Below are 25,831 nucleotides of genomic sequence, written 5' to 3'. Positions count from 1 at the left end.
AGACCGGGTGAAGTTCCGGCGAACGAGACAAGCTACCGTTCCCAGGCATCCTTCTACCCTCCCGCCGACTGGAGACACCACACCTATGAGCACCGACGTCCTCACGCGCACCAAGGGGCGCGTCGACGCGTACTTCGGCATCAGCGACCACGGGTCCACCGTCAAGCGCGAGTTGATGGCAGGCACCATCACCTTCCTCGCGATGTCCTATGTGCTCGCCGTGAACCCGCGCATCCTCGGTGACCAGGGCGACCTCGGCAGCAAGGGCATGCCGATCCAGGCGGTGTTCACCGCGACCGCCGTGGCCGCCGTCTTCGGCACGCTGGTCATGGGGCTGTGGGCCCGGTACCCGGTGGCCCTCGCGCCGGGCATGGGCCTGAACGCCTTCTTTGCCTACACGGTCATCCTGACCATGGGAATCCCGTGGGAGGAAGCACTTTCCGGCACTCTGCTGTCCGGCATCATCTTCTTCGTCCTCGCCATCACCAAGGTGCGCGAGAAGATCATCGACGCCATCCCCATGCAGATGAAGCTCGCCGTCGGCGCGGGCATCGGCATGTTCGTGGCCTTCCTCGGACTCAAGAGCGCGGGCATCGTGGTCTCCAGCCCCGCGACCTTCGTGCACCTCGGCGACTTCCACAAGGGCACCACGCTGCTGGCGCTGTTCGGCCTGCTGGTGACCGTGATCTTCCTGGTGATCGGCTGGCACGGCGCGGTGCTCTACGGCATCCTGTCCACCACCGTCCTGGGTATCGTCTGCGGGCTGGTGGAGCTGCCGGACTCGGTGGCGGCGCTGCCGCACGGGCTCGACAAGACCTTCGGCCAGGCCGTGATCCATCTGCCGGACGCGTTCACTGGGCAGATGATCATCGTGGTGCTGACCATGCTGTTCGTCGATTTCTTCGACGCCTCGGGCACTTTGATCGGCGTCGCCAATCAGGCCGGGCTGTTGACCAAGGACGGCAAGCTGGAGCGTGCCGGTCAGGCGCTGGCCGCCGACTCGGTGGGCACGGCCGCGGGCGCGATCATCGGCACCTCGACCACCACCGCGTATGTCGAGTCCACCGCGGGTGTTTCGGCGGGTGGGCGGACCGGTCTCACGGCGGTGTCCACGGCGGGCTGGTTCCTGGTCGCGCTCTTCTTCTTCCCGGTGTTCTCGGTGTTCGCGAGCGTTCCGGCGGTGACCGCCCCGGCGCTCATCGTGGTCGGCGTGCTCATGTCCCGCGCCTTGGGTGAGATCGACTGGAGCCGCCTGGAATACGCGGTTCCCGCCTTCATCACCGTGATCATGATGCCGCTGACGTACTCCATCGCGAACGGTATCGCCCTGGGCCTGCTGTTCTATCCGGTCGTCATGGTCGCGAAGAAGCGTGCGCGCGAGGTGCATCCGGTGATGTGGGTGTTGATGCTGGTGTTCCTGTCCTACTTCTGGTTCCTGGCCGAGTAGTGGGCCGATCTCCGGCGGGTTGTCCCGGAGTGTGAGATTTTCGGGCGGCGGGGGAATTCCCCGCCGCCCGCTCCAGTTGAGCCCCACTGTCGGCCGCGATACGGACTATGGTCCGCTTGAGTATCGCGCCGGAGCCGCAGCACCGACAGATGAGGATCGAAAAGCTATGACCACTGCATTTGCCACCGAAGGAGTCGCCGTGACCGAGAACGCAACGGCCGCGCCCACTTCCGCGCTCGGCTCGCAAGTGAATGCCACCGCTTCCGATATCGGCCTGCTGGCGCTGCGCGTCGGCTTCGGCGGACTGCTCGCCGTGCACGGCACCCAGAAACTGTTCGGCTGGTTCAACGGCTACGGCTGGACCGCCACCACCGCGGGCTTCGAGCAGATGGGCTACAACCCGGGCAAGGTCTTCGGCACCCTCGCGGGCCTGAGCGAGCTGACCGGCGGCGTGCTCCTGCTGCTCGGCCTCTTCACGCCGCTGGCCGCGGCGATCGCGCTCGGCACCATGCTCAATGCGGTGAACGCGACCTGGCACGGGGGACTCGCGGCCTGGGAGCCCGCGGCGCTGTTCGGAATTCTGGCCGCCGGACTGGCTTTCGCGGGACCGGGGCGGTTCTCGCTGGATGCCGGGCAGCCGTGGCAGCGGCAGGGAATCGTGTGGGGTGCGGGAGCGGTGGCGCTGGCCGTCGTGGCGGCGCTGATCACCCTCGTCTTCAAGTGGGCTCTGTAGGAAGAGGGCACCGTAAGAAGAAGTTTCGTGTCCCCGCGCCGCGTGCAGGGCTTGGCGCGGGGACTACGGATACGTCCGATGTGGGAATTGGGGGTACACCGGGGTATCGCAAGCCAATTTACTTCTGTTCGGAAGTAAGGACCACCCGTGTGACTGTTTTCACACGGGTGTTTTGTTTATGGAAGGACTTTGGGTAAGGCGCTCCAAAGCCTTTGTCACCACTTGGGGATCGGACGTTTCCCAATACGGCGGCAACGAGGATCGCAGATATCCGCCGTAGCGAGCCGTCGCGAGACGCGAATCCAGAATAGCGATAACCCCGCGATCGTCCACACTGCGCAGCAGACGGCCCGTGCCCTGCGCGAGCAGCAGCGCGGCGTGATTGGCCGCGATCGACAGAAAACCATTGCCGCCCCGCGATTCCACCGCGCGCTGCCGGGCCACCAGCAGCGGATCATCCGGGCGCGGGAACGGAATGCGGTCCAGGATCACCAGACTCAGCGACGGGCCCGGGACATCCACGCCCTGCCACAGCGAAAGCGTCCCGAACAGTGAGGTTTCCGGGTCGTCGGCGAACTTGCGGACCAGCGCGCCGGTGGCGTCGTCACCCTGGCACAGGACCGGGGTGTCCAGGCGCTCACGCAGAATCTCGGTGGCCGCCTTGGCCGCTCGCATGGAGGAGAACAGGCCCAGGGTGCGACCGTTCGCGGCATTGATGAGCCGCTCGATCTCATCCAGATAGGACTGCGGCAGGCCGTCGCGGCCCGGCGCGGGAAGATGCTTGGCCACGTACAGGATTCCGGATTTCGCATGGTCGAAGGGGGAGCCCACATCGACCGAATTCCAGCGCAGCGACTTCTCGTCCGCGGGCGCCTCCGCGCCATTGGCCAGCGCCGGATCCACCTTGCCCGGCGACTGCGGCGGTAGACCCCAGGTGACGGCCAGATTGTCGAACGAACCGCCGATCTGCAAGGTCGCCGAGGTCAAAACCACTGTGGCCGTACCGAACAGGCGGCTGCGCAATAGCCCGCCCACCGACAGCGGGGCCATATGCAGCGTGCGCCGCGGTATGCCGCGCACCTCATCGGAGGCCAGCCAGATGACATCGCGGTGTGCCGCCGGATCGGATTCCTCATAGGTGGTGAGCACTCGCACCGCGGCATCGTGCACCTCTTCGACCGCCGCGACCGCCTGATTGCGGGCCGCCGCACCCTCCGGATCGGCTTGTGCCACAGCGGCTCCCTGCGGTGCGAGCGCGGTCCTGGCATTCCACGCGGCATCGCGGATCAGCGCCAGCACCGGCGCGGCCCCATCGGGCATCCGATCCCAGCGCCCCGGCTGGAGTTCATCGAGCAGCCCGTGCCACGCCTCGGCCGCGCCTTCGAGCCGGTCCACCTCCCGCTCGTCGATCAACTTCACGCACCGCTTCGCCGCGGCCGTGATCCCCGCCGTCGACAACTCGGCCGTGGCCACCCCCGTGACCCGATCAACCAGCTCATGCGCCTCGTCGATCACCACCACATCGTGTTCCGGCAGCACCTGAATCCCGCTGATGGCATCGATGGCCAGCAGCGCGTGATTGGTCACCACCACATCGGCCTGGCCCGACTCCGCCCGCGCCTTCTCCGCGAAGCAGTCCTGCCCGAACGGACACCGAGACTTCCCGAGGCACTCCCGGGAACTCACACTGACCTGCCGCCAAGCCCGATCGCTCACCCCCGGTGTCAGCTCATCCCGATCCCCCTTCTCGGTATCGGACACCCACTCATGCAGCCGCTGCACCTCCCGCCCCAACCGAGAGATGGCAAACGCATCGAACAGCTCCGCCTCGGCAGGCTCGTCCGGAATGGCGCTATTGATCTTGTTCAAGCACAAATAGTTATTGCGCCCCTTGAGAATCGCGAACTGCGCCACCCGCCCCAGCGACTCCGCCAACGCCTCCGACAACCGAGGCAGATCCCGATCCACCAACTGCCGCTGCAAAGCAATCGTCGCGGTACTCACCACCACGGTCCGCCCCGTCCGCACCGCATGCCGCAAACTCGGCACCAGGTACGCCAGCGACTTACCCGTACCGGTCCCCGCCTGCACGGCCAGATGCTCCCCGGTATCGATGGCATGCGCCACGGCGGCCGACATAGTCTGCTGCCCCTTGCGCTCCTTACCCCCGAGCGCCTGCACTGCGGTGGCCAACAGGTTCGGGACTGGAGGGAGTTCAGGCACGGCGGCCAGCGTACTGCGCCCCGCTGACAACCTTCGCGCAAACCAGGCCGCCACCCGCAGCGAGGTCGGGAGGCTCACAGCCGAGCAGTCGCGGGTCCGCCGGTGACGGCAGCCGGGCAGCGTCGGAGGAGCGGTCAGGGCTGTGTAGTTGTTGCACATCCGCCGTGTCGTTCGGCAGCTGTTGTCGCCCGCCGGGATCCGGTGATCAGGTCTCGAGGGTTCCTGCCAGCTCGACGCCTGCCGCGCGGAGTTTGTCGAGGGCGGTTTGCAGGGTGGTGGGGGAGACTGCGGCGGTGAGGCCCAGGAGGACTCGGGTGTCGAAGCCTGCGGTGCGGGCGTCGAGGGCGGTGGCCCGGACGCAGTGGTCGGTGGCTATGCCGCAGACGTCGACCGCTTGGATATCGCGGGCGCGGAGCCAGTCGGCGAGGGTGGTCTCGCCGTCGGTGGCGGTGCCTTCGAAGCCGGAGTAGGCGGCGGTGTACTCGCCCTTGGAGAAGATTTCCTGGAAGGGGGCCGTGTTGAGGTTGGGGTGGAAGTCGGCTCCGGGGGTGCCCACCCGGCAGTGCGGGGGCCAGGAGTCGATGTAGTCGGGGGTGTCGGAGAAGTGAGGGCCGGGGTCGATGTGGAAATCGCGGGTGGCCACAACGGCGGTGTAGTCGGAGACTGCGAGGTAGTCGGTGATCCGGTCGGCCACGGCCGCGCCGCCGGTGACGGCCAGGGATCCGCCTTCACAGAAATCGTTCTGCACGTCGACGACGATCAGGGCTCGACTCATGGACGGCCTCCCGGTGCCTGCGGATGAACCACGGTGGTTCGCGCCTCGTATTGCATTGTGCCGCCCGGCCGTCGGATGGGTCCATGCCGGTGGCGGCGGGGAGTCAGCTCACGAATGTCGTCGGAATCGCCGGTTCCCCATCCGACAGTTTCAGACCTTCCCACGGAAGACTGACCAGTCCGCGGGCCACCAGGTCGCGGCTGTCTTGCAGGCTGGGGCGGTCGGAGAGGACCTCGCCCTTGGATACCAGGGGGGTCTGGAGGTCTCGGACGTCGTAGCCATTGGGCTCGGGGCGCGGGCCGGAGGCCTGGTAGACGATTTCCTCGACGATGGTGCCGGTGCGGCGGGATAGGCGAACCGCCTGCTTGGTGCCACCCCGAGATTCCTTGTGCGAGCTGCGTTTCGCGACCGGCACCCCCTCGACCTCGACCAGCTTGTACACCATTCCCGCAGTGGGAGCACCGGATCCGGTGACCAGCGACGTGCCCACACCGTAGACATCCACCGGTTCCGCGCGCAGCGAGGCGATGGCGTATTCGTCCAGGTCCCCGGACACCACGATCTTGGTGCGGGTAGCGCCCAGGCCGTCCAGCTGTTCACGCACCTGCCGGGCCAGCACCCCGAGATCACCGGAATCGATACGCACGCCACCCAATTCGGGCCCGGCCACCTCGATGGCGGTGGCCACCCCGCGCGTGATGTCGAAGGTATCCACCAGCAGCGTGGTACCCACACCGAGCGCCGCCACCTGGCTGCGGAAGGCCTCGGCCTCGTGCTGCCCGTCGGCCCCGCTGTGCAGCAGGGTGAACGCGTGCGCGCTGGTCCCCGCGCTCGGCACGCCGAAACTGCGGGCCGCCTCCAGATTCGAGGTGGCGTCCAGCCCGGCCAGGTACGCGGCCCGGGCGCTGGCGGGCGCGGCCAGCTCATGGGTTCGGCGCGAACCCATTTCGATCATGCGCCGTCCGCCCGCCGCGCTCACCATGCGGGCGGCGGCCGCGGCAATCGCGCTGTCGTGGTTGTAGATCGACAGGATCAGCGTCTCCAGCAACACGCATTCCGCGAAGCTGCCCCGCACGGTGAGGATGGGTGACCCGGGGAAGTACAGCTCGCCCTCCCGGTATCCGTCGATATCCCCGGTGAACCGGTACTCCCGCAACCACTTCAGGGTCCGCTCGTCCAGGAACTTCGCCACCACCGCGAGTTCGGCCTCCCCGAACCGGAATTCGGCCAGGGCATCCAGCAATCGCCCGGTCCCCGCCACGATGCCGTAGCGCCGCCCGTGCGGCAATCGGCGGGCGAATACCTCGAAAGTGCAGCGCCGGTGCGCTGACCCGTCGGCCAGCGCCGCCGCCAGCATGGTCAGCTCGTACTGGTCGGTCAGCAGCGCTGTGCTGGAAACACCGTCGGTGATCTTCACGATTCCCACTGTAGGCATACCCGCGCCGAGCGCCGCGCCGCTGTCCGTACACCGACACGTCGGCCGGGATCACGGCGCGCGTCGGCGTGTCACCTGGGCTGTTGTTTCTCAGGTGTCGAGTCGTACCCTGGACGTTATGGGTCTGTGTAATGAAGACGCTGTCCGGATCGCCGCCGGTCCGGTCGGCGCACTCGGGACAACGTCGGCGGCACAGAACACACTGTCGGTGGCGCAGAGCGCGATGCCAGCGGTCAAGAGCGCGATGGCCGCGCCGCAGGCGACGCCCGAGGCGGTCGAGTACACCGAAATCCTGGAGGCCGAGGATCGGCCCTGGGTAACGGTCGTTTGGGACGATCCGGTCAACCTCATGCACTACGTCACCTACATCTTCCAGAAGCTGTTCGGCTACAGCAAAGGCAAGGCAACCGAGCTCATGTTGAAGGTGCACAACGACGGCAAGGCCGTGGTGTCGTCCGGCTCGCGCGACAAAATGGAACACGACGTCCAACGCCTGCATGCGGCCGGATTGTGGGCGACCATGCAACGTGACAACTGATCCGACCGACTACGGTTACCCCGTGCGGAAGTGGAGCAGGAAGAACTCCCTGGGCGGGTTGAAACTGCGCTCGGAAATGGACGCCCACGAGGCGGAGGTATTGCGCTCGCTGGTCGGGGCAGTCACCGGTCTGCTCACCGACCGCGCTCGCTCGGCCCCCGAGGATGACCTCGCGGCCCTCACCGGGCTACAGCTGGGCAACTCCACCCCGCCCGACGATCCGCGCCTGCACCGCCTGCTTCCCGACTTCCACCGCAGCGAGCCCGGTTCCCCCGACGCCGACCGCGCCGACCTCAATAGCGCCCTGCGTAGCCTGCACGAACCGGAGATCATCGACACCAAGGTCTCGGCGGGCCTGGTCATCCTGGAAACCCTGCCCCCGCAGGGCGGCAAGATCGTCCTGACCCCCGAGCAGGCCGACTCCTGGCTCAATGCCCTCAATGACGTCCGCCTGGCCCTGGGCACTGCCCTGGACATCGATGCCGACACGCCCGAATTCCTGGACCCCGACGACCCCCGGGCCCCCAGCCTGGACGTCTACCACTGGCTCACCTGGATGCAGGACTCCCTCCTGCAGGCCCTCACTCCCTGAGAGGACGCAGCCGTGACAAGTGCTGTGGGACCACGCAATTCGATCACGGATGTCGCCGGAGTACTGGTGGGGCACCACCACAAGCTGGACCCGGGAGCCACCCTCGGATCGGGAGCAGCCACCGGTTGCACCGTGGTGCGGGTACCGGGCGGTGCGACGGCCGCGGTGGATGTGCGCGGCGGCGGACCCGGCACGCGGGAAACCGATCTCCTCGATCCGGGTAACACCGTGCGACAGGTGAATTCGGTGCTGCTGACCGGCGGCAGCGCCTACGGCCTGGCCGCCGCCGACGGTGTCATGCGCTGGCTGGAGGAGCATAAGGAAGGCATCCCGATGGATCCGGCCGATCCCTCCCGGGTGGTGCCCATCGTGCCCGGCGCGGTGATCTTCGATCTTCCGGTGGGGGACTGGGATATTCGGCCCGACAGCGATTTCGGATTTCTCGCGGCCGACGACGCGAGTGCCGACTTCGAGCGCGGTTCGGTGGGTGCGGGCGTGGGTGCGCGCGCCGGTTCCATCAAGGGCGGAATCGGTACGGCGAGTGTGCGATTCACCGATGGCCCGGCTGCGGGCATGACGGTCGGTGCGCTCATCGTCGCCAACCCTGTGGGCTCGGTATTTGATCCGCGCACCGGATTGCCTTGGGGCACCGGCACGGACGGCCCCGAATACTTCGGCTTGCGCCCCGCCTCAAACGAACAACTTGCCGCCGCCAATGCCCTCCCGGTCAAAGGCACCGTCCTCAACACCACCATCGGCGTGATCGCCACCGACGCCGCCCTGGACCCCTCGGCCTGCCGTCGCCTGGCCACCACCGCCCACGACGGCCTGGCCCGCGCCATCCGCCCCGCGCACTCCCCCCTCGATGGCGACACCCTGTTCGCCCTGGCGACCGGAAGCGCCGAGCCCGCACCCGGATTCCCGCTGCCACCCGCCTTCCCCGCCGACCTGCTGATCCTGGATCAGCTGTGCACGGCCGCCGCGGTCTGTGTGGAACGCGCGATTGTCGATGCGATCCTCTCGGCCGCCCCGGTCGCGGGCATCCCGTCGTACTCGGATCTCTTCGGCGGATAGCCGGGGGTGTGATCCGGTGTGCCGGGAATAGCCGCATATTCTGACCAGTTGACGACAGCGTTCGACCCTTACGGGTAGAGCCATGTCGGCGAGCGGAAGGATGCGACTGTGCTGGTGATCAGGGCCGACCTGGTGGAGGCGATGGTCGCGCACGCGCGCGCCGACCACCCCGACGAGGCGTGCGGCGTCATCGCCGGTCCCGAGGGTTCCGATCGCCCGGAGCGGTTCGTGCGGATGGTGAATGCCGAGCGCTCGCCCACCTTCTATCGCTTCGACTCCGGCGAACAGCTGAAGGTCTGGCGCGCCATGGACGATGCCGACGAGGAGCCGGTCGTCGTCTACCACTCGCACACCGCGACCGAGGCCTACCCGAGCCGCACCGACATCTCCTACGCCTCGGAACCCAATGCCCACTACGTGCTGATCTCGACCCGCGATCCCGAACGGCACGAACTGCGCAGCTACCGCATCCTCGATGGCGAGGTCACCGAGGAACCCGTCGAGATCGTCACCGCCTACCCCGCCGAAACAGCAGGCGCCTGAACCACTTCCGCCGGAAACAGCAAGGAGTCCCCCATGCCGGTCACCGTCTCCATCCCGACCATCATGCGTCCCCTCACCAAGGGTGAGAAGCGCGTGCAGGCCGAGGGCGCCACCCTCGCCGCCGTCATCGACGACCTGGAGGCCAACTACACCGGCCTCAAGGAGCGACTGCTCAAGGACGGCAAGCTCAACCGCTACGTCAATATCTATGTCGACGACGAGGATGTGCGATTCTCGGGCGGGCTCGAGGCCGAGGTCGGCGAGGGCAGCAGCGTCACCATCCTCCCGGCGGTCGCCGGCGGCTCGCGCTGACGTGGCCCGCTATGAGTCGCTGATCGCGACGCTCGGCAACACCCCCCTGGTAGGCCTGCGCACGCTGTCCCCGAAATGGGACGGCGACGACCATATCCGGCTGTGGGCTAAACTCGAGGACCGCAATCCCACCGGCTCCATCAAGGACCGCCCCGCGCTGCGCATGATCGAGGCCGCCGAGGCCGACGGCCGCCTCACCCCCGGCTGCACCATCCTCGAGCCCACCAGCGGCAATACCGGCATCTCCCTCGCCATGGCCGCCAAACTCAAGGGCTACAAGCTGGTCTGCGTCATGCCCGAGAACACCTCGGTCGAGCGCCGCCAGCTGCTCACCATGTTCGGCGCGGAAATCATCGACTCTCCGGCCGCGGGTGGCTCCAATCAGGCTGTGGCCCTGGCCAAACAGATCGCGGCCGAGCACCCCGACTGGGTCATGCTCTACCAATACGGCAACCCCGCCAACGCCCTCGCCCACTTCGAGACCACCGGCCCCGAAATCCTCGCCGACCTCCCCGAGATCACCCACTTCGTCGCGGGCCTGGGCACCACCGGCACCCTCATGGGCGTAGGCCGCTTCCTCCGCGAGAAGCTCCCCGCCATAGAAATCGTGGCCGCCGAACCCCGCTACGGCGAACTCGTCTACGGCCTCCGCAACCTCGACGAGGGCTTCGTCCCCGAGCTCTACGACGAGTCGGTCCTGACCTCCCGCTTCTCGGTAGGCCCCTACGACGCCGTCCGCCGCACCCGCGAACTCATCCTCGAGGAGGGCATCTTCGCGGGCATCTCCACCGGCGCGATCCTGCACGCCGCCCTGGGCGTAGCCAAAAAAGCCCAAAAAGCAGGCAAGGCAGCCGATATCGCCTTCGTAGTAGCCGACGCAGGCTGGAAATACCTCTCCACAGGCGCCTACGACGGCACCCTCGAGGAAGCCGAAGACCGCCTGGACGGCCAACTCTGGGCGTAATCCCCGCGAGTGTTCAATGGTGCAGCCGCTTCTCGGCGTTTCCCTGCACCATTGAACACTCGACGCGGAATTACGCTGTGGGGAACTCGAGTTGGGGTTCTTGGTCTGTGGTCAGCAGGAAATACGCCAGGAAGGTGACGTCCGTGTCCAGGGCGTCGAAGCGGGCTATGCGGACTGCTTCGGGTTCGAAGAAGGCGTCGCCGGGGGCCAAGATCTGTACGGGTTCGCCTTCGATCTGATAGGCCACACTGCCTTCGACAATGCTGCCCACGACGGGGCCATTGTGGATATGCAGACCGGCGATCATGCCTGCGGGCATGTGGATGCGGCGGATCTCCACTCGTTCGACGGTGGGCGCCGGGGATAGTTCGGCATTCATCACGATGGTGCGGGTGAGCCCGGACAGTCGATCCTTGGTCATACAGGTCAGCGTATGGCGGCGGTACGCTCGGGGCAGGCCCATGAGAGAGGTGCTTGCGATGAGCGGTGGCGTGGGGTCCTCGTTCGACCCGGATCGGATTTCGCGGTTGCGGGGGCAGTTGGCGAATCCGGGGGCGACTTCTCAGGGGACCAGTGCCGTGAAGCTGCTGTGGCAGCGGGCGATTGCGATCATTCTTGCGTTTACGGCGCTGTTGTACGGGGTAGAGGCGGCGGATTCAGTCTCGGGCGGCGAGCTGGACCGCAATGGCGGGGTGCAGCCGCGATCGGTCGAGGGGCTGGACGGGATCGTGTTCGGGCCTGTGCTGCATGCCAATTGGGAGCACCTGATCGGGAACACGCTGCCGGTGCTGGTGCTCGGGCTGCTGACCTTGCTGACCGGGATCGGGCGCGGGCTGGCGGCGACCGCGATCATCTGGGTGATCGGGGAGTCCGGGACCTGGTTGATCGGGCCGAGCAACTCGGTGCATGTCGGCGCCTCGGTGCTCGTGTTCGGGTGGCTGACCTATCTGATCTCGCGCGGATTGTTCGCGCGCAATGTGGCGCAGATCGCCATCGGGCTGGTCGTGGGGTTGCTGTACGGCTCGATTCTGTGGGGAGTGCTGCCGGGACAGCCCGGAATCTCTTGGCAAGGACATCTTTTCGGGGCGGTGGGTGGCCTGATTGCCGGGTGGGTACTCTCTGGGGATGAACGTCGTCATCGTCGCGGGGCTGACGCCGGCCGTCGCGTGTCGTAGGGGTGGCGCTGGACGCGGTCGGCGATTTGGGGGATCCCTCCTTGACTGAGACAGCAGCGTGGCAGCATGGGGGAATGCGCCTCACCGTAATCGGGTGCTCGGGCAGCGTGTCCGGCCCTGATTCCCCAGCGTCGGGGTACCTGCTCACCGGCCCGGATATGACGCCGACGGTCATCGATTTCGGCCCCGGAGTGCTCGGCGCGTTGCAGCGCTATCTCGATCCGGGTGAGGTGGACATCTTCCTGACCCACCTGCATGCCGATCATTGCCTGGACCTGCCCGGTCTGCTGGTGTGGCGGCGCTATCACCCCAATCCGCCGACCGGTAAGGCCATTGTGCACGGCCCCTCCGACACGTCGCTGCGCATCGGCAATGCCTCCGCGGAGATCGGCGGCGAGACCGACGACTGGTCCGACGTCATCGATATGCGCACCTGGGTCACCGACGAGCCGATTCCCTTCGGCCCCGGCCACACCGTCGAAGCGCGCCGCATGTTCCACCCCCCGGAGTCCTACGGCCTGCGCATCAATACCGCCGCCGGTCGCACCTTCGTCTACACCGGCGACACCGCCCTCTGCGACGACGTCTACGAACTGGCCCGCGGCGCAAACGTTCTCCTCGCCGAAGCCTCCTGGACCCACGACCCGGCCAACCGCCCCCCGGGCATCCACCTCTCCGGCCACGAAGCAGGCCTCATCGCCGCCGAAGCCGGAGTAGGCGAACTGTTGCTCACCCACATCCCCCCGTGGACCTCCCGCGAGGATGTAATCGCCGAGGCCAAAGCCGTATTCACCGGCCCCGTCCACGCCGTCTCGCCCGGCGAGACCTTCGATATCTGACGTTCGAATCGCTGAGGGAGCGATGGTGGCGGTAATCGGTCGCAAAGGCCGCCACCATCGCTCCTTCGCCATCTCTGTGGGCAGTGGACATTCGCTATGAGTTCCCGGTTAGGCTGAGGCACGTGTCTAAACGAGCCGATGGCAGGGCGGATGACGAACTCCGCGAGGTACGGATCACCCGTGGGTTCACCACGCATCCGGCGGGGTCGGTGCTGGTGGAGTTCGGGGGGACTCGAGTGATGTGCACGGCGAGCGTCACCGATGGTGTGCCGCCGTGGCGGCGGGAATCCGGATTGGGCTGGCTGACCGCCGAATACGCGATGCTCCCCGCGGCCACGCACACCCGGTCGGGGCGAGAGTCGGTGAAGGGCAAGGTCGGTGGGCGCACCCAGGAGATCTCCCGGCTGATCGGGCGCTCGCTGCGGGCCTGCATCGACCTGTCGACCATCGGCGAGAACACCATTGCCGTGGACTGCGATGTGCTCCAGGCCGACGGCGGTACCCGCACCGCCGCCATCACCGGCGCGTATGTCGCGCTCTCGGATGCCATCACCTACCTCGGCGCGGCGGGCAAGCTGGCCGATCCGCAGCCGATCTCCTGCGCCATTGCCGCGGTGAGCGTCGGTGTGGTGGACGGCCGGGTGCGCCTGGACCTTCCCTATGAGGAGGATTCGCGCGCCGAGGTCGATATGAACGTGGTCGCCACCGACACCGGCACCCTGGTCGAGATCCAGGGCACCGGCGAGGGCGCGACGTTCCCGCGCTCCACCCTGGACAAGCTCCTGGACTCCGCTCTCGCGGGCTGCGAGCAGATCTTCGCCATCCAGAAGGCGGCGCTTGCCCTCCCGTACCCGGGCATCCTCCCGGAGCCGGTCGAATCGAAGCGGAAGTAATGCCGCGCCGCGTCCTGGTCGCCAGCCGTAATGCCAAGAAGCTGAACGAGCTGCGCCGCATCCTCGACGAGGCGGGTATCGCGGGCATCGAAATCGTCGGCCTGAACGACGTGCCGCCCTACGACGAGGCGCCCGAAACCGCCCCGGACTTCGAGGGCAATGCCCTCGCCAAGGCCCGCGACGGCTTCGCTGCCACCGGAATGCCGTGTGTCGCAGACGATTCCGGCATCTCCGTGGACGCCCTCAATGGCATGCCGGGCGTTCTCTCGGCCCGCTGGTCCGGCACCCACGGCAATGACGAGGCGAACAACACCCTCCTGCTGGCCCAGCTCGGCGACGTCCCCGACGACCGCCGCGGTGCCCAGTTCGTCTCCGCCTGCGCCCTCGTCGCCGACGGCGTGGAGGTCGTGGTTCGCGGCGAATGGCCGGGCACCATCGCCCGAAAGCCGGTGGGCGACGGCGGTTTCGGCTACGACCCCCTCTTCGTCCCCGAAGGCGGCACCGTTTCCTCCGCCCAACTCACCCCGGCCGAAAAGGACGCCGCCTCCCACCGAGGCCGCGCCCTCCGCCAGCTCCTCCCAACCCTGGCGGCCCTGGCCGAAGGCTGAATCCGCTTCCGCTACAACAAGAAACGCGCTCCCTTCCGGACCGGAAGGGAGCGCGTTCTCGTTGTGTGAACTGTGCGGCTCAGAGGCCGAAGGCCGTCTTCACTTCGCGGGTGCGCCAGTGCTCGAACACGAAGGACAAGAAGGGGATGGTTCCCGCCAGGCAGGTGAGGGCCGTGGTGGCGGGCTTCCAGCGCGCCTTGATGCCGAGGTCGATGGTGAAGACCAGGTACAGCATGTAGAAGAGGCCGTGGATCTGGCCGATGTAGAACAGCCAGTGCGGGGCGGTACTGCGGTCATCGAGCAGGATGTACTTGTAGATCATCTCGCCGGTGAGGACCAGCAGCCAGAGGCCGGTGATCCACGCCAGGGTGCGATAGCGCAGCAGTGCGCCGCGAATCTTCTCGGGCGCGGCCGCGCCGAGCGGGCGGGGTGCGAGGGTGGTTTCGGAGTTGTCGCGGGCGGTCACCCGGCGCTCCTCTCGGGGTCGGGGGTGCGCAGCCCGGCGGTGCGGACCTGCTCGTCCATATCGGAAGCGTGCAATTCGGCCAGGTACCTGTTGTATTCGGCGAGTTCGGGATCATCGTCCGGGACCGCCTTGGGCCGCTCCGGCAGCAGTCCCGCCGGAATCTCGCGCGGCGCGACCGGCTTCGGCCGCTTGGGTCGCGGAGCCGATGCCGACTCGTCCACGGGTTGCGGGTGGGCTTCCTGCTCGGCGTCCTTCTCCAGACGCACGAACCGCAGATACGCCCACACCACGAAGCCCGCGAACAATGGCCACTGCAAGGCGTAGCCGAGATTCTGATACGTGCCGCCGCCCGATTCGAAGCGGGTCCACTGCCAGTACCCCAGGCCCAGGCAGGCCGAGAATGCCACGACCACGAACACGATCAGGGCCGGGCGGCGATGGGGAGCGGACACGCCCTCAACGGTACCTCCCTACTACGGCCCGCGTAGTAGGGAGGTCCGACCTGCTCAGAACTTGTAGGCGACCCCGGTCAATCGCTCCGATTCCTCCCACAGCCGCCGCCACAATTCCCGATTCTGCGACAGCTTGGAGGATGCCGCCGGTTCGACCGGACCCTGCATGCCGCGCAGCCGGTTCGGGCCCCAGTAGACGGTCGGATCGGCGTCGGGCTCGGTGGCCGCGAACAGTGAGGAGTGCGCGGCGTGGGCGGGGGAGTGGCCCACCAGTCGCACGAACGGCTTGGAGATCTTGTCCAGCGGAGTCTCGGTGCGCGCGAACAAATCGGTGGCCGCGACGCCCGGGTGCACCCCGTAGGAGCGCTTGGCGGAACCGGCCTCGGCGAGCCGCCGCTGGAGTTCACGGGCGAACATGAGGTTGGACAGCTTGGACTGCGCGTAGGCGAGATTGCGCTGGTAGCGCCGGTTCTCGTAATTGAGGTCGTCGATCCACAGCTTGGGGGTCTGCTTATGCGCGATGGACGCGAGGGTGACCACGCGGTCGCGCATCTTGTCCAGCAGCAGCCCGGTCAGCGCGTAGTGGCCGAGATGGTTGACGCCCCACTGGGTTTCGAACCCGTCCTTGGTGCGCGAGAACGGAATGTTCATCAGCCCGGCATTATTGATCAGCACATCGAATTCGCCGGTGGACTCGGCGAACTTGCGCACCGAGGCGAGGTCGGCGAGGTCCAGCCCCGCGACCCGCACATCACCCTCGATGCCGTCGGCCACTTCCTGCGCCGTGGTGGTATTGCGGCAGGCCATGATCACGGTGGCGCCCTTGCCCGCGAGCTCCTTGGCGGTGTGCTTGCCGATCCCGCCATTGGCTCCGGTGATCACGAAGGTGCGCCCGGACTGGTCCGAGATTTCGCTTGGCTTCCATGCCATGGCTGTTGACCTCACAGGTTCGGCGGCGACGTGCTTGTTCGCACTCGTTTCCGCTGACCTTACTCCAGAGTAAGTTCCGGCGGTAGATCAGGCGGTATAGGTCGCTGGAAGAGTCAGCCCAGTAGGTCTTCCAGCACCTTGGCGCGGGCCGGTTGCCGCAGCTTCTGCATGGCCTTCGCCTCGATCTGCCGGATCCGCTCCCGGGACACGCCGAACAGTCGGCCCACCTCTTCCAGGGTGCGTGGATCGTAACCGTCCAGACCGTAGCGCAGGCTGATCACCTGCGCCTCGCGCTCGGGCAGTGTGGCGAGCGCCCGGCCGAGCTGGCCGCCCAGTGCCGCCTCGGTCACCGTCACCGACGGGTCCGGTGCGCTGTCCGCGATCAGCGCGCCGAGTTCGCCGTCGCCGTCCTCGCCGACCGGGGTGTACAGCGAAATCGGTTCGCGCCCATGCTTGAGCACGTCGCGCACCTGCTGGGCCGGTAGGTCCAGTTCGGCCGCCACCTCTTCGATGCTGACGTCGCGCCCGAGCTGCTGGGTCAGCGCCCGCTGGGTGCGCAGGGCCCGGTTCAGCACCTCCACCACATGCACCGGGATGCGAATGGTGCGGGCCTGATCGGCCAGCGCCCGGCCGATGGACTGCCGGATCCACCAGGTGGCATAGGTGGAGAACTTCAGCCCGCGCCGATGCTCGAACTTCTCCACCGCCCGCATCAGTCCGAGCGTGCCCTCCTGCACCAGGTCCAGCAGCGACATGCCGGTGGGGGTCGGGTAGTGCTTGGCGATGGAGACCACGAGCCGCAGGTTGGCGCGCACCATATGGTCCTTGGCCTGCCGTCCGTCGGCCGCGGTGCGTTGCAGCGCCCGGCGCTCAGCGTCGGTGAGAGTGCTTGCCGCGCTGTCGTTCTCGTCGTTCTCGTCGAGCCGCTGCTGGGCGAGCAGCCCCGCCTCCATGCGCTCGCCGAGCGCGTATTCGTCTTCACCGGTGAGCAGTGCGGTGCGCCCGATCGCCCGCAGGTAGTCCTTGATGCCGTCTTCGCTGACAGTGGCGGTGCTGTTGGTCATGGAGGTGGTTCCCTTCTGGCCGGTGAAGACAAAATTAGATCAAACCTAAAAATATGTCAACGATGAATTTGGGACGGAATCATCTATGATCGTCGACATGAGCGCACAGACCTCCATGGCGTCCTCGGGCGAAACCACTCGCACATTGGGCCTGCGCGAGCGGAAGAAGCAGCAAACCAGGCAGAACATCTCGAACACCGCCACCCTGCTCTTCCTCGAACGCGGCTTCGACAACGTGACCATTGCCGAGATCGCAGCCGCCGCGGACGTGGCCAAGATGACCGTTACCAACTACTTTCCTCGCAAAGAGGACCTCGTGCTCGACCTTCACGATGTCTTCGTCACCGGACTCGCCCGTACGGTCCGCGAACGGCCGCCCGGCGAGTCCGCCTTCACGGCGCTACGCAGCGCCTATCTGGCCGCCGCCGCGGAAAAGGATGCCGTGGCGGGCTTCTCGGGACCGGAGTTCGCCCGCCTGCTGACCGGCAGCCCGGCCCTGGTGGGGCGTCTCCGCGAATTCCACGAGGAGCGCGAGCGACTACTCGCCGAGCAGTTGACCGATGAAACCGCCGCGCCCGCAGGCGACTTCACGCCCCGCATCGCCGCCGCACTACTCGGCAGCGTGCACCGCGCGCTGTTCGAGGAGACCCTGCGCCGCACCGTCGCCGGTGAATCCAATGACACGATCGCGTCCGCGATCACCGGCTATATAACCGTCGCTTTCGACACTCTCGAACCGTCGCTGGGCACCTACGCGGTGCGCGCCGACTGACTTGGTTTGCCGTGTCGTTGCCGGATCGTCGCTGGTGAGCGCCTGATACTGGGCCGATGACCGGTGCCAGCGCAGTCGCCCCCGCCCCCTCCGCACCGCAGACGCTGAGCCGGGCCCGGATCAATGTCATCTTCGGGACCGTGGTGCTGGGCATGCTCATGGCGGCCCTGGATTCCACCATCGTGTCGACCGCTCTGCCGACCATCGTCGCCGACCTCGGCGGCGCGGGACACATGGCCTGGGTGGTCACCGCTTATCTGGTGGCGGAGGCCATCGCCACCGCGCTCGCGGGCAAGTTCGGCGATCTGTTCGGGCGCAAGCTCATCTTCCAGCTGAGCGGCCTGATCTTCATCGTCGGCTCGATGATCGCCGGTCTCTCCCACGGCATGACGCTGCTGATCGCGGCCCGCGCGGTGCAGGGACTGGGCGCGGGCGGACTCATGGTCACCTCCATGGCCCTGATCGCCGATGTCATCCCGTTGCGCGAACGCGGCAAATACCAGGGTGGGCTCGGCGCGGTCTTCGGCGTGACCACGGTGATCGGCCCGACGCTGGGCGGCCTGTTCACCGACCACCTCAGCTGGCGCTGGTGCTTCTACGTGAACGTGCCCATCGCGATCATCATGATCGTGGTGGCGGCCCGCACCATTCCGGTGGTGCGCACGGCGATCAAGCCCATCGTCGACTACGTCGGCATCGCACTCATCTCGATCGCCGTGACCTGCCTGATCCTCGGATTGGAATGGGGCGGACAGGAATACGCGTGGGGCTCGCCGATGATCATCGGACTGTTCGCGGCCTCGGCCGTGCTGACTGTCCTGTTCGTGGTGGTGGAATTCCGTGCCGAGGAACCCATGCTGCCCATGCATCTGTTCCGCAGCAATGTGTTCACCGTCTGCTCGATCCTGAGCTTCATCGTCGGGTTCGCCATGCTGGGCGCGATGACCTACCTGCCCGCGTTCCTGCAATACGTGATGGGTGTGTCGGCGACCGCGTCCGGCGTGCGTACGCTGCCGCTGGTGGTCGGCCTGTTCACCACCTCGATCTTCTCCGGCACGGTCGTCGGCCGGACGGGCAGGTACAAGATCTTCCCGATCGTGGGCACCGCCATTATGGCGTTCGGCCTGTTCCTCATGTCCACCATGGACGCGGCCACCAGCGTCTGGATGCAGTCGCTGTTCATGCTGGTGCTGGGTCTGGGCATCGGCCTGGCCATGCAGGTGCTGACCATCGCGGTGCAGAACAGCGTGCCGTACACCGATCTCGGCACCGCCACCTCCGGCGTGACCTTCTTCCGCACGATCGGCAGCGCCTTCGGCACCACCGTGTTCGGGACGCTGTACTCGAACCAGATCGGGCCGAATCTCGGTGCGGCGCTGCGGGAAACGCGGGTACCGCCGGAGACCGCGCAGAACCCGGAACTCCTGCGGAATCTGCCCGCGGAGCTGGCCCGGCCGATCATCGACGCCTACGCCACCTCCATCGACTACGTCTTTCGCTGGGTGGTGCCGGTCGCGCTGCTGGGATTCGTCATCGCCTGGTTCCTGAAGGAGGTTCCGCTGCGCGACAGCGCGCGGGCCGAAGCCAAGGATGTGGGTGAGGGTTTCGCGGTCCCGGACTCCGGGGACCGGGTGCAGCATGTGGAACGCGCGGTGGCGGGCGTGCTGCGCAAGCTGCGTGACAATGCCGTGCCGGATCCGGGAATCCTTGCGGCGGCGGGTAGTTCGCTCTCTCGCGATGAGGCGTGGGCGCTCGGCCAGGTGCGAATGTACAGCCGCTTGCGAGGCACCGTCACGGTGGCTGATATTGCCAAAACGCATTGGGTACCACCGGAATTGATCGAACCGGTGTTCGCCAAATCGGAGCGTGAGGGCATGCTCCGCCGCGACGGCGACGAACTCACCCTCACAGACAAGGGCATCGGCGAGGTCGACCGAGTCCGGACGGCCTGGCGGAGCTGGGTCGAATCCCAGCTCGACGACTGGGATTGCACCGACCCGAAGGATCGTGCCCTCCTGGATCGGGCCATGGACAATATCGCCACCAAACTCCTGGACGAGGCCGACCGCCCGGACGCACTCCCGGCTCGCGTCTGACGCCCATCGAAAGACCCTCCGCCCCTGCGTAATACGCAGGGGCGGAGGGTCTTCTTCTTAATGCTGTCAGGCCCGTCAGGCGTTCGCATGCACCGGCTGTACCGGCGCATCGAAGTCGATCCGGAAGCGCTGTTCGTGTCCGTACAGCTTCTCCGGGTTCATCTTCTTGAACATGATCGGCATCATCACCTGCATGGCCGCGCGGGCGATCGGGCCCGCCGCCTTGTGGCTGTTCATGCGCGCGACCCGGGCCGCGACCGCCTCCACCCGAGGTCGCCGCATGGCCTCGTAGGTGGCGAACGCCGTTTCCGGATCCGGGATGTCACGCAGACAGCGAGCCAGTTCGACGGCGCTTTCGATGGCCATGGACGCACCCTGCCCGGAGGTATTGCTGGGTGCGTGGATGGCGTCACCGATGAGCACCATGCGCCCCCGATACCAGTGCGGCACCGACGGCATGATGTGCAGCGCGCCCACCGTGATCAACTGTTCCGCGGTGGTATTGCGGGCCAGTTCCGCGCCGGGTGTGTCGTCGGCGTAGGTCTCACGCAGGATGCGCAGCCAGTGCTCGGCGGGCACCGAGCGCGCCTCGGTGAGCGAAAGGTATTTCTCCTGCGGCAGATTCGCGCCCCAGGCGACCGTGCCGTCCGGCATCGCCCAGTACAGGTAGTAGGCCCGTTTGCCGAAGGCGAAGGTCATGCTGTCCGGCGGCACGTCGAAGGAGCAGTCGGTGTACGCGCCGAAACCGAGCATGCCCAGATAGGTCGGTCCGGGTGCGTTCGGGTCGACGAGGGTGCGCACGGTGGAGCGAATGCCGTCCGCGCCGATCAGCACGTCCGCCGTGGCGGTGCTGCCGTCCGCGAATACCGCGGTGACGCTGTCGGCGTTTTCGTCGACGCTGACCAGACGCTTGTTGTACTCGAATTGCACGCCGGCGGCCGCCGCGGTGTCGTGCAGCACCTGGTGCAGATCGGGCCGATCGACCTGCCGCAGCGGCTCGACGCCGACGAGTCCGGGCAGGTCGATGAGCTTCTTCCCGACGGACATGGTCTGGCGCGCGAGCGGCAGGGCATTGGCGCGCACGCCGTCCGCCGCGCCGACGATCTCCAGTGCCGCCATCCCGTTCGGGGCGAGTGCGAGGTTGGAGCCGATGCCGTAGGCCGGGCCCGGGTAAGCCTCATAGACACGGGCTTCGATGCCTGCCCGGTGCAGTGCGGCGGCGGCCACGGGGCCGGAAATACCGCCGCCGATAATGATCGCGGTACGAATTGACTTGGACATGATGGGTTGTCTCCCTGAATTGTTCGAGGTGTATGAACCCCGAACCGGTGCGCGCGCGAAGAACCCAGTTATCCTGTAGTTGCCAAACTCGGTGCCAAGTTCGCCTGCACGGACGCGGTTCGAGAGGGTGTTTTCCCGGGTCTCGGCGGTGGTGTTGCAGCACCTTCGCCGGGGCCCGGTTCTAATTCGGTCGATTAGTCCGGCTGGCTGCGCGGAACGGGCGATCCCCCTTCCAGCTGTGTGATCTCGCTGGGTGCGATGCCGCCGTCGCGGTGCCAGCGCCGCCAGCTTTCGAGATCCGGAAAGCTGCCGTCGGCCAGCGCATCGCGGAGCGATCGCGTCCACGTGGTTTCGGCTTCCAGAATGGTCAGCTCATAGTCGTCTTCGACCATGAACAGGCGCGGCAATGAGCCTGTCAGAGCGGCCATTTGGGCGCGGTATTCGGTAATGGTGGCTTCGAGCTGGGTGATTCGCTGGGTGAGCAGTTCGACGACCTCATCGGGTGGCAGTACGGAAAGTACGGACAGCCCGGCCCGGAACGGCCGCTGCTCGACCATCGGGGTGGCGATGAGTTCCCTTGTCCAGTCGGCGAGTTCGTCGTGGCCGGACGGGGTGATCCGGTAGATGGTGCGCTCGGGGCGGGCCCCGTCGCGTTCACTGCCGGTGATCTCCACGAACCCGGCCTTGGTGAGGTTGTCCACCACGGTGTACAGCGAACCCCATTTGATGGCCATGTCTTTGTCTTTGCCCCACGCGTGCAACTTCGCAGCGATCTCATAGCGATGCATGGGCTGCGTGGCGAGCACGGACAGGACCGCAAGGGCCATCAGATTGGAGACCTTGCGTTTGCGGGCCATCTCTCGCACCTCCTTACTCGTCTACGAATATACGTCTACGAGTATATGGCCACAAGTGCTCGATTCGGCCATATGCGAAGGGCCCCGCTCCGGCCGTAGCGACTGCTTGCAGGTCGCTCGAAATGGTCGGCAGCGACTGCTTGCAGGTCGCTCGAAATGGTCGGCAGCGACTGCTTGCAGGTCGCTCGAAATGGTCGGCAGCGAGGCCCGGGATCGGCCGAGTTCGTGCGGTTATGCGGAGGTGAAACGCGACCGCAGGTAATCGGCCGTGGGCTGGTCGGCGGGCAGGAACGCCTCCAGATGCAGTTCGGCGAGGGTGATATCCGTGGCGGTGGCGAAGGAGGTGAGAGTGGTGATGAGCCGCAGTTCGCCCGCGTCACTGCGCAGCCGCAGCGGAACCGCGAAACCCAGGTGATGCGGGCCCGGGTCGACCGGCGGCAGATAACTCTCGAGCTCGTCGATCAGGGTCTGCAAGTCCGGGTCCGGGCTGCGATTCGCGCGATTGCGCAGGCTGTCGGTGATGTGGCGGCCCCACTCGGGCAGGTTCAGCACGCGCCGGGCCAGGCCGTCGGGATGCAGGGCCAAGCGCAATACATTGATCTGCCCGTCGAGGAGCTCCGGCGCGCAGCCCTCGGCCAGCATTTCGAAGGCGGCATTGGCGGCCACCAAGACCCCGTATGGGCGGGTGACGACCGCGGGATACGGCAGGTGGCCGTGCAGGATGGTGTCGAGCGCCTGGCGCACCGCACCGAGTTCCGGTGCGTCCAAAGCGGATTCGGGGAAAGCGGGGGCATAACCGGCGGCCAGCAGCAGGCTGTTGCGCTCGCGCAGGGACAGGCCGAGGGATTCCGCCAGTCGCACCACCATCGTGCGCCCCGGGTGGGAGCGGCCCTGCTCCAGGAAGCTCAGGTACCGCTGGCTGGTCTCGGCCTGAATTGCCAGGTCCAGCTGGCTGATTCGGCGCATCGAGCGCCAGCGCCGCAACTGCTGCGCGAACGGATTCGCCGTCTCTGCCACCGCCATCGTCATACCTCCACTGTGAGGGTAGGCGTACCGCATCGCGATTCCCTCGAGGGTATGACATGCGCGGCCGCAAGAGCATTCCCTCGAGGGAATCGCGACGTGTGCCCGCACCGAACAGACTCTGTGCCATGAGCAACCGACTCGATGACAGCGGCGCCCTCACCCTCCTCGCCGAGGAGTACGCCGAAGCCCATCGAATCACTTCAGGAGAATTACCATGAATGCCATTGCCTACCAGATGGATCCGCTGCGTGGCCTCGCCGGACTCAGCACTCGGACGCAGGAGATCCCCGTCGCCGGACCGCATCAGGTCGTGGTGAAGGTGCGGGCAGCTTCGATCAATCGCCGCGACATCATGCTCATGGAGGGCAAGTACCCGGTGACAATGCGGCCCGGTGTGGTGCCGCTGGTGGACGGGGTTGGCGAGGTCATTGCCGTGGGCGACGGTGTGACCCGCGCCCGGATCGGTGATCGGGTCACCGGCACCTACTTCGTCGGCTGGGTCGACGGGCCGCAGACGCAGGCGCTCGGCTCGCAGCAGTACGGCGCGAATCACGACGGATGGCTGGCTGAATATGCTGTGCTGCAAGAGGAGTCGGTGGTGCACGTACCGGCGTACCTGACCGACGAAGAGGCCGCCAGCCTCACCTGCGCAGGCCTGGTGGCCTGGGCGGGGCTCACCAAGCCGGTCCCGCCGTCACCGGGTGCGACAGTGCTCACGGTCGGTACCGGCCCGGTCGGCCTGTTCGCCATCCAGCACGCCAAAATGCTTGGTGCGCGCGTCATTTCGATCACCTCCTCGCCGGACAAGGCGGAGCGGCTCCGCAAGCTGGGCGCGGACGAGGTGATCGACCGCAAGCAGACCCCGGACTGGGAGAACGCCGTCCTGGATCTCACCGGCGGTGACGGCGCGGATCACGTCATCGATGCGGTCGGCATGATCACCCTGCCCAAATCCATTGCCGCGGCGGCATACAACTCACAGGTCACCCTGATCGGCGCGTTCCCGGCCCCGGCGGGCGCGCCGACCGGAGACCCGCTGGGCGGCAAGTACCTGGCGCTGCGCCGCGTCGCGGTCGGCAGCCGCACCGATCTGGAGGATATGAATCGCGCCCTCGCCGAGCACGGCGTGCGGCCGGTCATCGACCGGGTATTCCCGTTCGAGCAGGCAGCGGAGGCCTACCGCTACTTCGAGGAGGGCGACCCGTTCGGCAAGGTCGTCATCAGTCTTCGTTCGTGACAATGGTTGCGGCACGGGCGAATTCGCGAATACGAGCGGATTCGCCCGCCGACAGCCACAGGAGCGCCCATTCGATCGGCGGAGAGTCCTTCAGGGGGATGTAGGCCACGTCCGGACGCGGGTGATAGCGCGGGGTGTGGGCCGGTACGAGCAGCGCGCCGCTGCCCGCGCCGACCAGCATCAGTTGCTCGTTGAGCGTCGCGGTGGGCGATCCGGTCAGCAGGGTGGTCCGGGCAATATCGTCGGCCGTCACCGAACGGCGTTTCGCCAGTGGATGATTCACCGCCACGGCCACCACCTGGGCCTCCGAGGCGAGCATCGAACTCGTGGCGATATCGGGGTCGGTGACCGGCAGGACGCCCAGTGCGATATCGATCTCATCCGCCCGCAACCACGGAATCACCTGTGCCGGTGGCACTTCCCGGATCAGCACGGTGTACTCGGGTAGCCGCGAATGGAACAGTGCGGCCGTGCGGGCGAGCAATTGACTGGTGGCGGCGTCGATGAAGCCGACGGTCAGGGTGCCGCTCTTGCCGCGGCCGATATCGATGGTGCGCTGCACCGCCGTGCCGATCCGGTCCCAGGCCGGGCGCAGTTCGGCATACAGCTCGCGGCCCGCGGGGGTGGCGGTGACCCGGCGGCTGGATCGCTCGAAGAGCGGAACCCCCAGTCGCCGTTCGAGTTTGGCGATCACCTGGCTGGCCCGGGCGGTGGATATCCGCAGCCGTTCCGCGGTGCGGCCGAAGTGCAGCTCCTCGACGAGTGTCAGGAAGACCTCGAGTTCGTGCCGTTCCAGCACGCGGGGGCTCCCTTCGGATCGTTAATCGAGACTTCATGATCGTTGCACACTTCGACGTTGATACCCCAGGTGGCAGGGGTCAAAGTAGAGAAGTTCGCACAGAGCTGGTTTAAAGAGCGATGAAGGAGTTACCGTGTTCGTCACCGAGAAGTTCGCAGTGTCCGCCCCCGCCGCCGATACGGACGCCGTGGTGCGGGAACTGCGCGATCGCGCCGAGATCGCCGACGCCCTCTACCGATTCGGGCTCGGGCAGGATTTACAGGACAAGGAGCTGTTCGCCTCCTCCTTCGCCGCCGATGCCGAACTCGACTTCCGGCCCGCCGCCGCCAAGTGGGGCGGGGTCGTCCCGGTGATGGTCGGCCGTGAGTTCATCGTCGACACGATCCTGAGCGGGTTCGCGGGCCGGGTCGACACCACGCACCAGGTCACCAATCTCCGAATCGTCATCGACGGTGATACCGCCCGGGCGACCGCGCTGGTGGAGGCGCAGCATCTGCTGACCGCCGAGCACGACACCTTCGCACTGCTGAAGAACCCGTACGACGTGGAGCTGGTGCGCGAGGGCGAGCGGTGGGTGCTGCGCCGGATCCGGATCGAGAACACCTGGTACCAGGGTGACCCGACGGCCATCTTCGGCTAGCGGTTACTACTTGGCAATCGTCATCAATAGTTGCTGACCTGGAACATTACCCATGCGTGT

The 25,831-nt window shown here is 66.8% G+C and carries 28 protein-coding genes; 16 read left to right on the top strand and 12 right to left on the bottom strand.

The features are described 5' to 3' along the window. Positions 1 to 85: 85 nt before the first annotated feature. Both AB0N05_RS36865 and AB0N05_RS36860 read left to right on the top strand, forming a co-directional pair. Positions 86 to 1,447 carry an NCS2 family permease gene (locus AB0N05_RS36865; protein WP_364703169.1) on the top strand — a complete coding sequence of 454 codons (1,362 nt, stop codon included), beginning with the start codon at positions 86 to 88 and terminating at the stop codon, positions 1,445 to 1,447. A 199-nt stretch (positions 1,448 to 1,646) separates the two neighbouring features. Beyond that, positions 1,647 to 2,180: a DoxX family protein gene (locus tag AB0N05_RS36860; RefSeq protein ID WP_364703167.1), complete on the top strand. Its 534-nt coding sequence runs from the start codon at positions 1,647 to 1,649 to the stop codon at positions 2,178 to 2,180. Positions 2,181 to 2,339: 159 nt separating this feature from the next. Here AB0N05_RS36860 and AB0N05_RS36855 read toward each other — a convergent pair whose 3' ends face one another. The 3 genes from AB0N05_RS36855 to AB0N05_RS36845 form a co-directional block, all read right to left on the bottom strand. Continuing rightward, the gene (locus tag AB0N05_RS36855) at positions 2,340 to 4,403 is read right to left on the bottom strand and encodes an ATP-dependent DNA helicase (protein WP_364703162.1); all 2,064 of its coding nucleotides are present in this window, start codon (positions 4,401 to 4,403) and stop codon (positions 2,340 to 2,342) included. A 205-nt stretch (positions 4,404 to 4,608) separates the two neighbouring features. Next, positions 4,609 to 5,178, bottom strand: coding sequence for a nicotinamidase (locus AB0N05_RS36850; RefSeq protein WP_364703160.1), 570 nt, complete (start codon positions 5,176 to 5,178; stop codon positions 4,609 to 4,611). A 103-nt stretch (positions 5,179 to 5,281) separates the two neighbouring features. Next, positions 5,282 to 6,613 carry a nicotinate phosphoribosyltransferase gene (locus AB0N05_RS36845; protein ID WP_364703158.1) on the bottom strand — a complete coding sequence of 444 codons (1,332 nt, stop codon included), beginning with the start codon at positions 6,611 to 6,613 and terminating at the stop codon, positions 5,282 to 5,284. A gap of 244 nt (positions 6,614 to 6,857) precedes the next feature. Between AB0N05_RS36845 and clpS the strand changes: the two genes are divergently transcribed. The 6 genes from clpS to AB0N05_RS36815 all read left to right on the top strand — a co-directional run bounded on the left by clpS (position 6,858) and on the right by AB0N05_RS36815 (position 10,636). Further along, on the top strand, positions 6,858 to 7,151 hold the full coding sequence (clpS, locus tag AB0N05_RS36840; protein ID WP_364703260.1) for an ATP-dependent Clp protease adapter ClpS: 294 nt from the start codon (positions 6,858 to 6,860) through the stop codon (positions 7,149 to 7,151). A 22-nt stretch (positions 7,152 to 7,173) separates the two neighbouring features. After that, complete coding sequence (locus AB0N05_RS36835) at positions 7,174 to 7,743, top strand: DUF2017 domain-containing protein (RefSeq protein WP_364703155.1); 570 nt, start codon at positions 7,174 to 7,176, stop codon at positions 7,741 to 7,743. 12 nt (positions 7,744 to 7,755) lie between these two features. After that, positions 7,756 to 8,817 carry a P1 family peptidase gene (locus AB0N05_RS36830; RefSeq protein ID WP_364703152.1) on the top strand — a complete coding sequence of 354 codons (1,062 nt, stop codon included), beginning with the start codon at positions 7,756 to 7,758 and terminating at the stop codon, positions 8,815 to 8,817. A gap of 108 nt (positions 8,818 to 8,925) precedes the next feature. Further along, a complete protein-coding gene (locus tag AB0N05_RS36825) occupies positions 8,926 to 9,360 on the top strand; it encodes a M67 family metallopeptidase (protein WP_364703149.1) in 435 nt (144 codons plus the stop codon). A 33-nt stretch (positions 9,361 to 9,393) separates the two neighbouring features. Next, on the top strand, positions 9,394 to 9,672 hold the full coding sequence (locus AB0N05_RS36820; protein ID WP_364703147.1) for a MoaD/ThiS family protein: 279 nt from the start codon (positions 9,394 to 9,396) through the stop codon (positions 9,670 to 9,672). 1 nt (position 9,673) lies between these two features. Further along, positions 9,674 to 10,636, top strand: a complete 963-nt coding sequence (locus tag AB0N05_RS36815; RefSeq protein WP_364703144.1) for a cysteine synthase — start codon at positions 9,674 to 9,676, stop codon at positions 10,634 to 10,636. A 70-nt stretch (positions 10,637 to 10,706) separates the two neighbouring features. Here the strand turns inward: AB0N05_RS36815 and AB0N05_RS36810 are convergent, their stop codons facing one another. Then, on the bottom strand, positions 10,707 to 11,057 hold the full coding sequence (locus AB0N05_RS36810) for a hypothetical protein (RefSeq protein ID WP_364703142.1): 351 nt from the start codon (positions 11,055 to 11,057) through the stop codon (positions 10,707 to 10,709). A gap of 58 nt (positions 11,058 to 11,115) precedes the next feature. Here AB0N05_RS36810 and AB0N05_RS36805 point away from each other — a divergent pair, with 58 nt between their 5' ends. The 4 genes from AB0N05_RS36805 to AB0N05_RS36790 all read left to right on the top strand — a co-directional run bounded on the left by AB0N05_RS36805 (position 11,116) and on the right by AB0N05_RS36790 (position 14,151). After that, entirely contained in the window at positions 11,116 to 11,811 is a 696-nt protein-coding gene (locus tag AB0N05_RS36805; protein ID WP_364703139.1) for a rhomboid family intramembrane serine protease, read from the top strand. A 74-nt stretch (positions 11,812 to 11,885) separates the two neighbouring features. Beyond that, positions 11,886 to 12,650: a cyclic nucleotide-degrading phosphodiesterase gene (locus AB0N05_RS36800; protein WP_364703136.1), complete on the top strand. Its 765-nt coding sequence runs from the start codon at positions 11,886 to 11,888 to the stop codon at positions 12,648 to 12,650. Between the two features lie 122 nt (positions 12,651 to 12,772). Beyond that, a complete protein-coding gene (rph, locus tag AB0N05_RS36795) occupies positions 12,773 to 13,543 on the top strand; it encodes a ribonuclease PH (RefSeq protein ID WP_364703134.1) in 771 nt (256 codons plus the stop codon). After that, positions 13,543 to 14,151 (top strand): non-canonical purine NTP pyrophosphatase, encoded by a 609-nt coding sequence (locus AB0N05_RS36790; protein WP_364703131.1) that lies wholly within the window; start codon positions 13,543 to 13,545, stop codon positions 14,149 to 14,151. Before rph ends, AB0N05_RS36790 begins: the two co-directional genes overlap by 1 nt. A 79-nt stretch (positions 14,152 to 14,230) precedes the next feature. Here the strand turns inward: AB0N05_RS36790 and AB0N05_RS36785 are convergent, their stop codons facing one another. The 4 genes from AB0N05_RS36785 to AB0N05_RS36770 all read right to left on the bottom strand — a co-directional run bounded on the left by AB0N05_RS36785 (position 14,231) and on the right by AB0N05_RS36770 (position 17,063). Next, a complete protein-coding gene (locus tag AB0N05_RS36785; RefSeq protein ID WP_364703257.1) occupies positions 14,231 to 14,548 on the bottom strand; it encodes a DUF3817 domain-containing protein in 318 nt (105 codons plus the stop codon). A 65-nt stretch (positions 14,549 to 14,613) separates the two neighbouring features. Next, entirely contained in the window at positions 14,614 to 15,069 is a 456-nt protein-coding gene (locus tag AB0N05_RS36780) for a transcriptional regulator (protein WP_364703128.1), read from the bottom strand. 54 nt (positions 15,070 to 15,123) lie between these two features. After that, positions 15,124 to 15,999: an oxidoreductase gene (locus AB0N05_RS36775; protein WP_364703126.1), complete on the bottom strand. Its 876-nt coding sequence runs from the start codon at positions 15,997 to 15,999 to the stop codon at positions 15,124 to 15,126. Positions 16,000 to 16,112: 113 nt separating this feature from the next. Continuing rightward, the gene (locus AB0N05_RS36770; RefSeq protein WP_364703124.1) at positions 16,113 to 17,063 is read right to left on the bottom strand and encodes a sigma-70 family RNA polymerase sigma factor; all 951 of its coding nucleotides are present in this window, start codon (positions 17,061 to 17,063) and stop codon (positions 16,113 to 16,115) included. Between the two features lie 97 nt (positions 17,064 to 17,160). Here AB0N05_RS36770 and AB0N05_RS36765 point away from each other — a divergent pair, with 97 nt between their 5' ends. Then, entirely contained in the window at positions 17,161 to 17,835 is a 675-nt protein-coding gene (locus tag AB0N05_RS36765) for a TetR family transcriptional regulator (RefSeq protein ID WP_364703121.1), read from the top strand. Positions 17,836 to 17,891: 56 nt separating this feature from the next. Continuing rightward, positions 17,892 to 19,931, top strand: coding sequence for an MDR family MFS transporter (locus tag AB0N05_RS36760; protein ID WP_364703119.1), 2,040 nt, complete (start codon positions 17,892 to 17,894; stop codon positions 19,929 to 19,931). Positions 19,932 to 20,006: 75 nt separating this feature from the next. On the opposite strand, the gene AB0N05_RS36755 is transcribed toward AB0N05_RS36760, so the two are convergent. From AB0N05_RS36755 to AB0N05_RS36745, 3 genes are all read right to left on the bottom strand, one after another. Continuing rightward, complete coding sequence (locus AB0N05_RS36755) at positions 20,007 to 21,212, bottom strand: FAD-dependent monooxygenase (protein WP_364703116.1); 1,206 nt, start codon at positions 21,210 to 21,212, stop codon at positions 20,007 to 20,009. Between the two features lie 194 nt (positions 21,213 to 21,406). Continuing rightward, positions 21,407 to 22,069 carry a PadR family transcriptional regulator gene (locus AB0N05_RS36750; protein WP_364703113.1) on the bottom strand — a complete coding sequence of 221 codons (663 nt, stop codon included), beginning with the start codon at positions 22,067 to 22,069 and terminating at the stop codon, positions 21,407 to 21,409. Between the two features lie 231 nt (positions 22,070 to 22,300). Then, positions 22,301 to 23,098 (bottom strand): helix-turn-helix transcriptional regulator, encoded by a 798-nt coding sequence (locus tag AB0N05_RS36745; protein WP_364703111.1) that lies wholly within the window; start codon positions 23,096 to 23,098, stop codon positions 22,301 to 22,303. 211 nt (positions 23,099 to 23,309) lie between these two features. Between AB0N05_RS36745 and AB0N05_RS36740 the strand changes: the two genes are divergently transcribed. After that, on the top strand, positions 23,310 to 24,332 hold the full coding sequence (locus AB0N05_RS36740) for an NAD(P)-dependent alcohol dehydrogenase (RefSeq protein WP_364703109.1): 1,023 nt from the start codon (positions 23,310 to 23,312) through the stop codon (positions 24,330 to 24,332). Here AB0N05_RS36740 and AB0N05_RS36735 read toward each other — a convergent pair. After that, positions 24,316 to 25,131 carry a LysR substrate-binding domain-containing protein gene (locus tag AB0N05_RS36735; RefSeq protein WP_364703106.1) on the bottom strand — a complete coding sequence of 272 codons (816 nt, stop codon included), beginning with the start codon at positions 25,129 to 25,131 and terminating at the stop codon, positions 24,316 to 24,318. The two genes, AB0N05_RS36740 and AB0N05_RS36735, sit on opposite strands and share 17 nt — an antisense overlap. Before the next feature lie 133 nt (positions 25,132 to 25,264). Here AB0N05_RS36735 and AB0N05_RS36730 point away from each other — a divergent pair, with 133 nt between their 5' ends. Beyond that, the gene (locus tag AB0N05_RS36730) at positions 25,265 to 25,771 is read left to right on the top strand and encodes a nuclear transport factor 2 family protein (protein ID WP_364703103.1); all 507 of its coding nucleotides are present in this window, start codon (positions 25,265 to 25,267) and stop codon (positions 25,769 to 25,771) included. The last annotated feature ends 60 nt before the right edge of the window (positions 25,772 to 25,831 follow it).

This window comes from Nocardia sp. NPDC051030 (assembly GCF_040683015.1).
Taxonomy (GTDB): domain Bacteria; phylum Actinomycetota; class Actinomycetes; order Mycobacteriales; family Mycobacteriaceae; genus Nocardia.
The sequence above is the reverse complement of the archived record's forward strand: the minus strand, read 5'-3'. Positions and strand labels throughout refer to the sequence as shown.